A 14,102-nucleotide genomic window follows, 5' to 3' on the forward strand; every position below is an offset into this window, starting at 1 on the left:
ACGTTAAAATTTTTTAACATCACGAAAAGGTTTTATTCGTTGGTTACGTTTAGCGAGTAGTTTCTTTTTTGCTGTGGACAGCAGTTTTTTAGTATCTATTATAGGGAGAGTCAACTGTTTACTAATCGTTTCTAAAGATTGAGCAACATAAAAATGCCAGTGTTGTTCAAAATTAGGTGTTTGTGTTAAACCAAAATAACGACTTAGGACAGCATATTCTTTTTCAGTCAGTTCAGTCTGAATTTCTGTTTTATCCCAACGATAAAATTTTCCTTCTTCACCTTCAGAATCTGCGTCGAGACTGGCGTAATATCCTCCTTCTGCAGATTGCATTTCTTTAATTACCCACTCGGCAGTTTCAACAGCAATTTCGTGAAAAGCTGCCTCAGCATGGTGTTGGCCAGCAATGGAGTAAAGTGCTAATAATTGCCCATTATCGTAGAGCATTTTTCAAAATGAGGGATGTTCCATTTTCGTCAACTGAGTAACGATAAAAACCTCCTGCTAATTGGTCATAAATACCACCTTTTGAAATATGTTCCAGAGTAACTGAAGCAAGGGGTGAATGATGAGCCAACAAGTAATCAAGTTTAGGCGCTTGAGGGAATTTGGGGGAGCCACCAAATCCACCGTGTTTTGTATCATAACTTGCTGTCAGATTATCCAGGGCAAGTTCTAGGGGACGATTATTTAAAGTAGTGATCGTCGTTGGGCTATGGTTCTGTTGTTGTAATATTTTTTTAATTGTTTAGCTTGTTCTTGGATATTTTGTTGTTGATTGTTGTAGATCGCTGTAACGAAGTGCAAAATTTTTTTAAAGGCTGGTAATTGATAATGATCTTCACGCGGAAAATAAGTACCACTAAAAAAAGGGCTCAGATCGGGTGCCAAAAAAATTGTCAGAGGCCAACCTCCGTGCTGTTGGCTTAAAAAATAATGCGCTGTTTGGTAAATTTTGTCTAAATCTGGCCGTTCTTCTTTATCTACTTTTATATTAATAAAGAATGTATTCATCTCTATAGCGGTTTCTTCATCCTCAAAGGATTCATGGGCCATAACATGACACCAATGGCAGGCGGCATAACCTATAGAAAGCAGAATCGGTTTATTTTCTTCGCGCGCCTTATCAAGGCTTATTTTACTCCAAGGATACCAATCGACAGGATTATGGGCATGTTGTTGGAGATAAGGACTTTTCTCGTGAATCAGATGATTTGCTTTTCGCGCTTTGGCCATGGCTGAAATCCTGAGTTAGATTAAGAGTAAAGAATGCCTGGGGAAGAAGACGATGTAAATGGTACTTTTAAGAATGCAAGCCCATATAGATTGGGGAGATTTTTTTAGAAGCTTACATCTATTTCGCTAGCTCGAGTGCTTAGGTTATGACTTCATGTTCGAGCATCGCAGCGGAGCATACATACGAGTGTATGAGCAACGAAGCACAGAAAATCAAGTCATAACCAGCAAGATAGTAAGAAGGTCAACAGCCTCTAGAGTGTTTCTACCGTCTTTTTATGGTGCAGCAACTTACTCTTAGTTAGTTTTGCCTGAGCTAATTTTTCTTGTTCTTTAGTAATGATCTCAGCAGGCGCTTTGTCAGTAAATTTAGGATTACCAAGTTTACCTTCAGCAAGAGCAATATCTTTATCCAGTTTAACAATTTCTTTTTCTAGACGAGATAATTCAGCTTGCTTGTCAATGAGGCCAGCCATAGGGATAAGTAACTCGAGCTCACCGACGACAGCAGAAGCTGAAACGGATAGTGATTCACTCTTATCCATGCAATGGATGTGAGTCAGTTTATTTAACGCAATTAAAGTTCCATGATATTTTTAATCCGTTCTTCTATTACCGGCGCTACATTTCTGAAATGCAGGGGAATTAATTTAGCAGGAGAAATAGTCATTTCACTACGGATTGTACGTACAGATTGAATCACTGACTTTAACCAGGCTAATTCTTCTTCCACTTCAGGATTAATGAAATCCTTGTTCACTTGCGGATAAGGACTTAGCATAATGGTTTCACCATTTTGGCTGGTGAGTTTGCTTGTACGTTGCCATATTTCTTCAGTAATAAACGGCATAATGGGGTGCAAGAGTTTTAAGATCTGATCAAGCACATGAATCAGAGTACGTCGAGTCCCTCGCTTCATGGCAGCCAGGGCATTGTTGTCGTAGAGCACTGGTTTTGATAATTCAAGGTACCAATCGCAATACTCATGCCAGACAAACTCATAAAGCGTGTTTGCCAGTAAATCAAAACGATAGGTTTCAAAATAATGATGGCACTGAGCAATAGTATGTTGCAGACGGGAAAGTATCCATTGATCAGCAGGACTATACTGGAATGCTCCATCACCAAAATCGATCTGCTCCTCGTCTGTATTAAGTAATACATAACGTGAAGCATTCCATAGCTTATTGCAAAAATTTCTATACCCTTCAACTCGACCCATATCGAAACGTACATTACGACCTGTGGATGCTAAAGAACAAAAGGTAAAACGAAGTGCATCAGTACCAAAAGCAGCAATGCCTTCTGGAAATTCTTTACGGGTGGCTTTTGCTATTTTATCGCGCACTGAAGTCAACATCAGGTTGGAAGTCCGCTTTTCAATAAGTTTGTCGAGCTCAATTCCGTCAATGATATCAATGGGATCCAGGACATTTCCTTTGGATTTAGACATTTTTTGCCCTTCGCTATCACGAATAAGGCCAGTAATAATGACTTCTTTGAAGGGTACTTTACCTGTAAATTTTAAGCCCATCATAATCATGCGAGCGACCCAAAAGAAAATGATATCAAATCCGGTTACCAAGACTGACGTGGGGTAAAATTGTTCAAGCTCCGGCGTGCGTTCTGGCCAGCCCAAGGTGGAAAAAGGCCAAAGTGCGGAAGAAAACCAGGTATCAAGAACATCTTCGTCTTGTTTTAAAGAGACGGATTCATCCAAGGAATATTTGAAGCGAACATCGTTTTCGCTGTAGCCAACATAAACATGGCCATGGCTGTCATACCAGGCTGGAATACGATGCCCCCACCATAATTGTCTACTGATACACCAATCTTCAATGTTTTCCATCCATTGAAAATAAGTTTTGGACCAATTCTCAGGAATAAAGCGGATTTCACCTTTTTCAACCGCCTCGATAGCCGGTTCAGCCAGCGGGTTAATTTTCACATACCATTGATCAGTTAAAAGCGGCTCAATGATAACATTCGATTTTTCGCCGCGAGGTACCTTTAATTTGTGTGGTTCAGTTTTGACTAAGAGATCTACTTTACCCAGGTCTTGAATAATTAGTTCACGAGCTACAAAACGATCCATTCCTTGGTAAGGTAAAGGCGCGTTTTTATTGATGGTTGCTTTCTTAGTTAAAATGTTAATCGAGGGTAGATTGTGACGTTTACCAATTTCGTGATCATTAAAATCATGGGCTGGGGTAATTTTGACGCAACCACTACCAAATTCCATATCGACATAGTCATCTGCAATAACAGGAATCGTTCTGTCACATAAAGGAAGTTGTAACTGTTTGCCGATCAAATGTTGATAGCGGGAATCATCAGGATGAACGGCAACTGCTGTATCACCAAGCAGGGTTTCTGGGCGTGTTGTAGCGATAATAATAGATTCGTTTGAATCAACGACTGGGTAGCGTATATGCCATAAACATCCCTCTTCTTCCTCGGAAATCACTTCAAGATCTGAAACAGCTGTACCTAATTTTGGATCCCAATTGACCAGACGAGTACCGCGATAGATAAGTCCTTCATCGTATAATTGAACGAATACTTTTTGTACAGCAGCTGACAAGCCTTCATCCATTGTGAATCGTTCGCGCGACCAATCTACGGACGAACCGATACGGCGCATTTGACTGGTAATCTGATTTCCTGATTCTTCTTTCCAATGCCATACGTGCTCTAGAAATTCCTCACGATTCATGTCCTTGCGAGATAATCCTTTGCTATCCAGTTGGCGTTCCACAACGAGTTGCGTTGAAATTCCTGCATGATCGGTACCAGGTTGCCAGAGGGTTTTTGCGCCTTGCATGCGCTTATACCGAATCAGAGTATCCATTAAAGTATGTTGAAAACCATGTCCCATATGTAAACTACCGGTTACATTGGGAGGAGGCAACATAATGCAATAAACCTTTCCTTCGCCGCGCGGCTCAAAATAATGGTGGCTTTCCCACTTTTCATAGCATGCACGTTCTATCGCTTGTGGGGAATAAGTCTTATCCATGATTTAACCTGTACTGATGAAAGTCGCGAATTCTAACATATTCAATGGGAATAAATCATCGTTAAGCGACCAATTATTAAGCTCAGTTGCCATTCTCAAAACCTATTCTAGCTTATGAGAATCATTGACTGTCGAAGGAGCAGCAGTATTCTCGTTGTCGTCATCATGTCGATGGTCAGCGGCAATATAAGTATACATGGTCGGTACAACAAAAAGAGTAAAGCAGGTACCAACCAGCAAACCAGTTGAAATGACTAGACCAATATCAAAACGACTGACAGCGCCAGCCCCTGCTGCGATTAATAGAGGGAGGACGCCAAAGACCATGGCTGCTGTTGTCATTAGGATTGGACGTAAACGAATGGCTGCTGCTTCCTCCACGGCCGCTCTGCGATCAAGATTTTTCTCACGTTGTAATTGATTAGCAAAGTCAACAATTAAAATCCCATGTTTGCTGATCAAGCCGATTAAAGTAATTAACCCAACTTGCGTGTAAATATTAATGCTTGCTGCTCCCAAATTAAGTGGAATCAATGCTCCGCAAATGGACATCGGTACACTGATTAATACAATTAATGGATCTCTGAAACTTTCATATTGGGCTGCAAGCACCAGAAAAATAACAATGATTGCCAGGAAAAAGGCAAAGATAAGTGCAGTACCCTCCTGAATAAATTGCCTTGACTGCCCACCATAATCATAAGTAAAGCCTTTGGGTAACAGTTTATCTGCCTGCTCTTTTAAAAACGCCAAACCCTGCCCGAGTGTTGTACCTGGCATCATCACTGCTTGAATAGTGGCGGCATTGAGTTGCTGGAAGTGCGTTACGGCATTCGGTTGTACTTTTTCTTTTGGCGTAACTACCGTTGATAAAGGGACCATAATGCCATTGGCGGTACGCATGAAAATTTGCCCTAATTGCTCGGAGTTCAAGCGATAACGCCTGTCTAATTGAGGAATTACCTGATAACTACGCCCTTGTAAATTGAAATAGTTAACGTAATTACCAGAAAGAGCAGTGGTTAAACTGCTACCAATTGCCTGCATGTCCAGTCCGAGATCGGACGCTTTGGATCGGTTAATTTCCAATTCAATTTCTGGTTGATTGAATTTCAGGCTGTTATCAATATAAATAAAAAGACCACTTTTGCGTGCTGCATCAATTAATTTGTTGGATACTTCAAAGAGCGTTTGAAAATCATTGGTAGTCTTGATAACAAACTGAATAGGAGTTCCACTACCGCCGCCAGGGAGGGGAGGGGGAATAACAGCAAATGATTTAAGGCCGGCTACACCATCTAACTTGTCTTGTAATGATTGTTTTAACTGAAATTGACTGCGTTTTCGTCGATCCCAGGCTTTGAGCACCATACCGGAAACAGGTGCACTCATATTCACTGTAAAATAATGTTCTGTTTCGGGAAAACTCTTATAGATTTCATCAAAAGGTTGAGTATAGGCTTCGATGTAATTAATTGTTGCATATTGTGGTGCTGTTGATACAACAAAGAAGAAGCCTTGATCTTCTTCGGGGGCGGTTTCTTCTGCGGTATGGCTATATAGATAGGGCAGCATTACTAATACTACTGCTGCGAGCAGCAAAATAATGATCCGCGTATCCAATAAGCTATGAAGAGTGCGCTGATAACGGATTTTCAGGCGGTTAAATTGCTCATCGAGAAAGTGAACAAAACGCCCACTACTGATATCCGCTGAGAGTATTTTAGAGCACATCATTGGTGTCAATGTTAATGCAATAATCCCAGAGATAATAACGGCACTTGCCAAGGTGAAAGCAAATTCCTTAAAGAGAGCGCCTGTTAATCCTCCCATAAATCCGATGGGTGCATACACCGCTGCTAAAGTAATGGTCATGGCAATGACAGGTGTCGCAATTTCACGAGCGCCGATAATTGCAGCCTGAAAGGGTGTTTTTCCTTCTTCAATATGCCGGTGTACGTTTTCAACAACGACAATAGCATCATCGACTACAAGACCAATTGCCAGAACGAAAGCTAGCAAAGTCAGCAAATTGATGGAATAGCCTAAAAATAACATGAAGGTGCAGACACCAATCAATGACAAAGGTATCGTAACGACCGGAATAATAACAGAGCGCAAGGAACCCAAAAACAGGAAGATGACGATAATAACGATGATTGCTGCTTCAGCAATGGTTCGAATCACTTCCTCGATAGAGGCGCGAATAAAATCAGTCGCATCGTAGACAATAGTCCCTGATAAAGAAGGAGGAAATTCACGTTGAATAGAGGGCATTATTTTGCGCACATCGCTAATCACGGTCAGCGGGTTGGCGGTGGGTGTTGGTGTGATGGCGAGAAAGACGGCTTTTTTACCATTAAATCGTACAGTAGAATCATAGTTTTGCGAGCCTAATTCTATTTTACCGATGTCACGCAGACGGATAATGGAATTCTTGTTGCTTCTGACGATTAATTGACTGAATTCTTCAACATTATTTAAATCAGTTTTCGCAGTCATGTTGATCGCAACGTATTCACCTTTAGTATTTCCTGCTGCAGTAAGGAAATTATTACGTGCTAATACACTGGATACATCAGAAGGTGCTACATTCAAAGCAGCCATTTTGATTGGGTTGAGGAAAATCCGCATGGAGTAGGTCGCCCCACCTAAGATATCCGCTTTTGCGACGCCGTCAACAGTTTGCAATTGCGGCTGTACAACACGAGTAGCGTAATCGGTAATTTGCTGTGGTGTCATATCAGGACTATCAAGGCTGATATACATCAATGGTGTTGAGGTATCCGAACTTTTAACAATCACCGGTTGCTGTGATTCAGGAGGCAATTGATTTAAGATTTGCTGCACTTTACTCATCACGTCTGTAAAGGCAACCTGGGGATTAAAATTCAATTTAATCGTTAGGGTAATTGTACTCAAGCCTTGTGTGCTGGTTGAGGTCATGTAATCGATCCCTTCCGCACTGGCAACCGCTGCTTCCATAGGTGTTGTAATGAATCCAGCAATTAAGGCGGCATCAGCGCCAGGATAAGCAGTCGTCACTGTGATAACCGTATTATCCATGCGCGGATATTGGCGAATTTGCATGGTTGAGATTGAATTCAGACCAAACAAAAAGATCAATAAACTAATGACTGTGGCGAGAACTGGGCGTTTAATAAATATATCTGTAAAATTCATGAGTTATCCTGGAAAAACCTTCGTCGTTTTTGACGATATTGATTCCAGCGATGGTTAAATAACCATCGCCTGGCAGGCAAAATCACTTGCCACTAAAACTGTTATTGGCCTAAATTATCAGGGTTGTTGACATTATTAAGTTGTACACTATTGTTAATGGCCACAGGGGTACCATTTTGTAATTTCAACTCTCCCGAACTAACAACCAACTGACCCGCTTTTATTCCTTTTTAATTACTGTGTAATTGCCAGCCTGTTCGCCTGTAGTAACAAACACACGTTGGACTCGCAAAATATCCTTGCCTTCTGCATCTTTTTACCGTCTTTATCTTTTTCGATCACAAAAACAGAATTGCCGTAGAGACTATAAGAAATGGCTGTAGAAGGTAAAACGATGACGTCTGGAATTAAGGGTTGCTCAACGGAAACAGAAGCAAACATGCCAGGAATAAAGGTGAATTGAGTAATATGATTTTTGGTGTTGAGTTCTGTGTTGCAATTAATAATCCGCTTTTCACCAACTTTTTTGCCAAGCTTAATGAGCGTCGAATTCTCTGGATTGTCAATTGCGGTGGCTGGACAATTGGGCAGAGTAGCCTGGACTAGAATGTTGTGGGTATTCGTGTCGACTTTGGAGTTAATAGCGGTGATTTTTCCTTCAAAGATGGCATTCGGAAATTCTTCTACGCTAAATTGAATGCCTTGATTAATATGTAATCGCTTTAGCATTTGTTCAGGTAAATAAAATTCCAGGTAAAGGGGATCGAGTGATTGCAAGGTCACAATCGCAGTTTGCCCAGGTGTAACATACTGCCCCAAATTAACTTGACGGATACCTAATAGTCCTGAAAAAGGAGCGCTAATATGTTTTTGTCTTATTTGTGCTTCGGTTTTTTCGACATTGGCTTTTGACTGCTGCAAATTCGCTGTGGCTTCATCAACACTTGAACTGGGGGTAGCTCCTCGTCTGAACAAATCAGCCTGTCGTTTATAATTGAGCTCACGTAGAGCAAGCTCTGCCAGATTAAATTTAAGTGTGGCCTGATCAACACTGTCATCAATATCAATCAGGGGTTTATCTTTCTCAAAATACTGACCTGATTCAAAATGAATTTTCACCACGTTTCCAGAGGCTTCAGAGTTGACATCAACGCCATTAATAGCAACAAAATTTCCTACTGTTGCAATACGTGGCTCCCAGCTTTTTTGGACAGCTTTGACTGAAGATACACTCACTGCCGGGGGCTCGTAGTTAGCGAAAAAGCGCTTAATCATAAAGCTTTTCAAGAGGTTGAACGCAATAATGCCTCCAAATACAACTGCTAAAGCGATAATCATGATCGTCATGCGTTTTTTCATCTTCATTCCTCTGAATGGGCTGATGCTTAGGAATTTGTTATTCCACTAGACTTCTTTCTAAACTCTATTGTGGTGGAAAATTGCTTCGTTGATACAGTGCTCAAATCTCATATACTGGGTGTACACTTGATTCCGCGCTCTGTGTCTTCTCACACTTCCCTCACCATAGCGAGTTGGGAAAGAGATCTACTTAATTTTGAGGGCTTAATATACCATAACTGCTTGATAGATGAAGCAAGTAACAGTCATGATATTTTGTGACTGGACTTCTTTTGCTACTCTAATGAGTTTCGCAAGAAATTCACTGTATTATTTGAGTCTTAATTAAAGAGAAAACAGGAAAATGGTGTTTCGTAATTATCAATATATTGTCTGAAATAAGAGCAAACTATTTTTATCATGGTCACAAAAAAAGCCTATTGACTAAAGACAACTCTTTGTTAACAATTGGTCTCCACTCTATCTTAGAGTTAATTTGGAGTTAATGATGAAGCTTAAGTCACTGCTTTTTGTTAGTTGTTTAGGTTTGTTAACATCAGTTTATGCCGATAGCAATCGGCATGTTCATCCGCAGGCATATGCTGGTACCACTGAGACCAAGTCCGTAATGAAAAGAGCCATGATGCCAGGCTATTGCGAAATAGAAGTGGTAAATGACGGCTATGATGATATACGTGTCTATGGAATTTTCGACGATGGTACGGTGCTAGAGCCATTTAATATCTATCGGTTTGAGCGTCCGCACTATATCGATTTGTTTTACCATGGAGAATGCCATTCTGGCATGCGTTTAGATATTAATACGTTCAGTGGATGGCGACTCGTTGCAAGAAGAGCCTATGTAGGCGAGACAGTTTATCCCTTCCGTTTTGGTAGAAAAGCCGAGGTGAAAGCACAGTAATTCCAAATTAATTTAAGTAGCATTTATGAGTTGTAAAATACATGGGAGGCACGATTGTACAATCGTGCCTTTCTTTTTATGTTGTTATATGCCTAAGAGGTTTTTATGAAACGTTTGTTAGCGTTACTGCCTTTATTACCATCACTGGGTTCATGTACCTTAGAGAATGATTACTACTATGATCGTTATTATGATACGGTACCTAAGCCTTACTATTATCATTCTGCGCCAACTCCCCATGCTTATCATCATTACCATCATCACGAAAGCAGGGAGTCGCATTATCACAGCCATAGCTCGGTGATACCGGAGTCAAGGGTGCACGAACATCCTAGCAATTATGGTAATGGCTATGTTTATGGCCATGATAGTATAGAGGAAGGCCATATGCATGGTCATGACTAGTTCACTGTGCTGTGATATTCTTGGATAATTTAATTCCATGAGAGCAGTATGTTAAGGATAATGAGAGAAATCCTGCTGATTTGTTCACTGCTGATTATGGTTGCTTGTTCTGCTACCTCAACGAGCGAAAGTACGGGACAATATCTTGATAGTGCAGCGCTAACTGCAAAGGTTAAAACGGAATTAGTTGATAAATTAGGAGCAAAAGGGTTTACGATTTCAGTTAGAACCTATAAGGGTGAAGTGCAGTTGAGTGGTATTGTAAGTAACCTAATAACCAAGCAGCGTGCTGCTGCGATTGCAGCAAATGTTGATGGAGTCAGGCGAGTACGTAATTCTCTCTTGGTTGAATAACGAGAATTAAGGGCTAATGTAAGTAAGAGCTACAAACCTGGCTGAGTAACTATTATAATTATTTAATTTTTAATTGTCGTCTAGATAGGGAATGTCTTTCTTACCTCCGTGCTTCAAGTAATTAGCTGAGGTCATGTGAAATTACGTTTAATTACCGACAGGGTTAAGGATTGCTAATGTTTGATAAAAATTACACGATTGCAGGGTTTGATGATGCGCTTTGGCAAGCAATTGAAGCAGAGCGTCAACGCCAGGAAGATCATATCGAGCTTATTGCTTCAGAAAACTATGCCAGTCCAAGGGTCCTGGAGGCGCAGGGCTCGGTGTTAACCAACAAATATGCAGAGGGCTATCCTGGTAAGCGCTATTATGGTGGTTGCGAATATGTAGATGTTGCGGAAAACCTCGCCATCAGCCGTGCCAAGCAATTATTTGCTGCTGACTATGTGAATGTACAGCCGCATTCAGGTTCACAAGCTAATGCCGCTGTAATGATGGCTTTGCTTTCACCTGGCGATGTTATTCTGGGGATGGCTCTACCGCATGGCGGTCATTTGACTCACGGCTCTAGAGTTAATTTTTCCGGCAAACTCTATGAAGCGATAGGCTATGGATTGGACCCTGAGACGGGTTTGATTAATTATGATGTTCTGGAAGAATTGGCGGTGACTCATCGCCCGAAAATGATTATTGCCGGTTTTTCTGCCTATTCCCAGGTGCTTGATTGGGCAAGATTTCGTACTATTGCGGATAAAGTAGGCGCTTATTTAATGGCTGATATGGCGCATGTAGCTGGTTTGGTAGCTGTTGGTCTTTATCCTTCGCCATTACCTTATGCAGATGTGGTTACGACGACGACCCATAAAACGTTACGTGGACCACGTGGAGGGTTGATTCTGGCTCGTGCCAATGAAGAAATTGAAAAGAAATTAAACTCGTCCGTGTTTCCTGGCATGCAGGGTGGTCCTTTAATGCATGTTATCGCAGCCAAAGCAGTAGCTTTTGCTGAAGCTCTGCAACCAGAATTTAAGGACTATCAACAACAGGTTTTATTGAATGCAAAAGTGATGGCTGAGGTTCTTAAAAACCGAGGATATCCTATCGTTTCCGGTGGTACAGAAAATCATCTGTTACTGGTTGATTTGATCACTAAAAATATTACCGGTAAAGAGGCTGATGCTGCCTTGGGACGGGCTAATATTACGGTCAATAAGAATTCTGTTCCCAATGATCCACGTTCGCCTTTTGTAACGAGTGGTCTTCGTTTGGGCACTCCGGCAATTACGACGCGCGGATTTAAAGAAAAAGAGGTGACTGTGTTGAGTAATTGGATAGCAGACGTGCTTGATGATTTGAATGATGAAGCAATGATTGCGCGTGTGAAAGCGCAAGTCTTACAATTGTGTCATGAATTTCCGGTATATCGTTAATTATGCATTGTCCATTTTGTCATGCAGAAGACACCAAGGTAGTGGATTCACGCCTGGTTGCAGAAGGAGCGCAAGTACGAAGAAGGCGTCAATGTCTTCTTTGCCACGAGCGTTTTACTACTTTTGAATCAGCCGAATTGATAATGCCTTCGATTATCAAACGAGATGGCCGGCGTGAACCATTTAATATTAATAACTTGAGAGCTGGTATGTTGCGGGCTTTGGAGAAAAGGCCTGTTAGTGTTGATGCACTTGAAGAAGCTATTGTGACCATTACGCAGGAAATCCGCCGTAGCGGGGAACGAGAAATCGATTCTCGTGAAGTGGGCGAATTGGTTATGAAGCAATTGTATCGTCTTGATCATGTTGCTTATGTGCGCTTTGCATCGGTCTATAAACGCTTTAAAGATGTTAGTGATTTCAGACAAACTATCGATCAAATGAAAGATGATAGAACTTCATGAGGTAATTGTGGAAAAACAATCAATTAGTGGCAAAAGACGTGCACGAAAACTTGCCCTGCAGGCTCTTTATCAATGGTTAATGTCTGGTCATGAATTAGTCGAAATAGAAGCACAATTTCGTGTTGCAAATAACATGAATAAAGTCGATAACGAGTATTTCAACCGTTTACTTTATGGTGTTCCAGAGCAGGTAAAGTTCTTGGAAGAAAATTTAATGCCATTTTTGGATCGAGCCATTGAGAGTTTAAACCCCATTGAGTTAACTGTATTACGTTTAGGGGCCTTTGAATTGTTGTATTGCCCGGAGATTCCGTATCGTGTTGTACTTGATGAGTCAGTATCACTAACGAAAGAATTTGGTTCGCAGGATGGCTATCGTTATGTTAATGGCGTACTGAATAATCTAGCGAGACAAGTTAGAAAAATTGAGATTAGCCTTAATAATGAATGAATTTTCATTAATTGATATTTTTTTAAAAAGCCTGCTAGCTCCCGCGCCGATGTCGTATTTGGTATTGGGGATGATGCAGCTTGTTTGACTGTTCCGCCGGCTCATCAATTATTAGTGAGCACAGATACTTTAGTGGCGGATGTACATTTTTTGCGTAGCTGGGATGCTTACGATATTGCCTGTAAAGCGGTCATGGTTAATGTCAGTGATATAGCCGCAATGGCTGCCAAGCCTTGCTGGGTGAGTTTAGCGCTTACGATTCCGGAGCTGGATCAAGCTTGGTTGCAGCGTTTTTCCCAAGGATTGCACGCGTCCTTAAAACAATTTGATATTGCTTTAATTGGTGGTGATACAACGCGTGGTCCCCTCAGTTTAACACTCACTATTCATGGTTTGGTGCCGACTGGAAAAGCAGTCAAGCGTTCTGGTGCTCAACCAGGAGATCAAATCTATGTGAGTGGAGAGTTAGGTGCTGCTGCGCTTGCTGTTGCTTTTTTACAGCGAAATGATCTCCCTGAGTCTGATAAGCGCGAGTTGATGTTAAAATTACAACATCCCCAGCCACGTGTTGATCTGGCTGATATTTTACAAAGTTGTGCTTCGGCAGCAATCGACATTTCTGATGGTTTAAGTGCTGATCTTAATCATATTTGTGTTGCCAGTGGAGTGGGTGCTTGCTTATCGTTATCTGCTATTCCTCTACATTCTTTGGTACAAGAATATCAAGGGGAAAATGCAGTCAATTTTGCTCTTACGGGAGGGGATGATTATGAGTTATGCTTTACCGTTGCGCCGCAAAAAGAAGAGCAGTTACTCGCTTTGTTTGCCAAGGCTGGGTTACGCTGTTATCGAATTGGAGTCATAGAAGAAAAAAAGGTCTGCGTGCCAGAACAGAAGATAGTGAGGTGCTGTCTCTTAAACCCAGTGGTTATAGCCATTTTTAAACATGTATCTTGTCTTGCCCATTTAAAACGAGTTTATTCAAGCAAACTACTTGATTAAGGAGTACGAATGAATACAGTCAAATTGTCCAATAAGGTATGGCAGGATCCCACTTATTTTATTGCTTTTGGTTTTGGTAGTGGGTTGATGCCAATTGCTCCAGGAACTTGGGGCACTCTCGCCGCTATGCCTGTTTATTTGTTGCTCGTTGGACAGCCACTAATCATATATTTATTAACGACTATTCTTGCTTTCTTATTAGGCATTTGGGTCAGTGATAAAGTCTCACAAGAACTGGGCGTTCATGACTATTCTGGTATTGTATGGGATGAAATAGTAGGGTATTTACTTACCATGA

At 41.2% G+C, this 14,102-nt stretch carries 11 protein-coding genes and 2 pseudogenes; 8 read left to right on the plus strand and 5 right to left on the minus strand.

The genetic code is table 11. From position 1 onward, the window contains the following. Positions 1-3: 3 nt before the first annotated feature. The 5 genes and pseudogenes from BN58_RS28285 to BN58_RS23335 form a co-directional block, all read right to left on the minus strand. Positions 4-447 (minus strand): thioredoxin domain-containing protein, encoded by a 444-nt coding sequence (locus BN58_RS28285; RefSeq protein WP_019216377.1) that lies wholly within the window; start codon positions 445-447, stop codon positions 4-6. A gap of 243 nt (positions 448-690) precedes the next feature. Beyond that, positions 691-1,236, minus strand: a complete 546-nt coding sequence (locus tag BN58_RS28290; RefSeq protein WP_019216379.1) for a thioredoxin domain-containing protein — start codon at positions 1,234-1,236, stop codon at positions 691-693. A 254-nt stretch (positions 1,237-1,490) separates the two neighbouring features. After that, positions 1,491-4,255: pseudogene (locus BN58_RS23330) on the minus strand (valine--tRNA ligase). A gap of 102 nt (positions 4,256-4,357) precedes the next feature. Continuing rightward, positions 4,358-7,438: an efflux RND transporter permease subunit gene (locus tag BN58_RS07985; RefSeq protein ID WP_019216380.1), complete on the minus strand. Its 3,081-nt coding sequence runs from the start codon at positions 7,436-7,438 to the stop codon at positions 4,358-4,360. 101 nt (positions 7,439-7,539) lie between these two features. Beyond that, positions 7,540-8,797 (minus strand): annotated as a pseudogene (locus tag BN58_RS23335) (efflux RND transporter periplasmic adaptor subunit). A 484-nt stretch (positions 8,798-9,281) separates the two neighbouring features. Here BN58_RS23335 and BN58_RS07995 point away from each other — a divergent pair. The 8 genes from BN58_RS07995 to BN58_RS08035 all read left to right on the plus strand — a co-directional run. Continuing rightward, positions 9,282-9,698, plus strand: a complete 417-nt coding sequence (locus BN58_RS07995) for a hypothetical protein (protein ID WP_156812422.1) — start codon at positions 9,282-9,284, stop codon at positions 9,696-9,698. A gap of 105 nt (positions 9,699-9,803) precedes the next feature. Beyond that, on the plus strand, positions 9,804-10,103 hold the full coding sequence (locus BN58_RS08000; protein ID WP_019216382.1) for a hypothetical protein: 300 nt from the start codon (positions 9,804-9,806) through the stop codon (positions 10,101-10,103). A gap of 48 nt (positions 10,104-10,151) precedes the next feature. Continuing rightward, positions 10,152-10,457 (plus strand): BON domain-containing protein, encoded by a 306-nt coding sequence (locus tag BN58_RS08005; RefSeq protein ID WP_040916283.1) that lies wholly within the window; start codon positions 10,152-10,154, stop codon positions 10,455-10,457. 176 nt (positions 10,458-10,633) lie between these two features. Then, positions 10,634-11,887: a serine hydroxymethyltransferase gene (glyA, locus tag BN58_RS08010; protein WP_019216384.1), complete on the plus strand. Its 1,254-nt coding sequence runs from the start codon at positions 10,634-10,636 to the stop codon at positions 11,885-11,887. A 2-nt stretch (positions 11,888-11,889) separates the two neighbouring features. Next, positions 11,890-12,351, plus strand: a complete 462-nt coding sequence (nrdR, locus tag BN58_RS08015) for a transcriptional regulator NrdR (protein WP_026069345.1) — start codon at positions 11,890-11,892, stop codon at positions 12,349-12,351. 7 nt (positions 12,352-12,358) lie between these two features. Beyond that, positions 12,359-12,802 (plus strand): transcription antitermination factor NusB, encoded by a 444-nt coding sequence (nusB, locus tag BN58_RS08020; protein ID WP_026069346.1) that lies wholly within the window; start codon positions 12,359-12,361, stop codon positions 12,800-12,802. An 84-nt stretch (positions 12,803-12,886) separates the two neighbouring features. After that, positions 12,887-13,804, plus strand: a complete 918-nt coding sequence (gene thiL, locus BN58_RS23340; protein ID WP_232220440.1) for a thiamine-phosphate kinase — start codon at positions 12,887-12,889, stop codon at positions 13,802-13,804. Positions 13,805-13,813: 9 nt separating this feature from the next. Further along, positions 13,814-14,102: phosphatidylglycerophosphatase A family protein (locus BN58_RS08035; RefSeq protein ID WP_019216388.1), on the plus strand; the 289-nt coding region annotated here is incomplete at its 3' end.

Source organism: Legionella tunisiensis, assembly GCF_000308315.1.
GTDB classification, from domain to species: Bacteria; Pseudomonadota; Gammaproteobacteria; order Legionellales; family Legionellaceae; genus Tatlockia; species Tatlockia tunisiensis.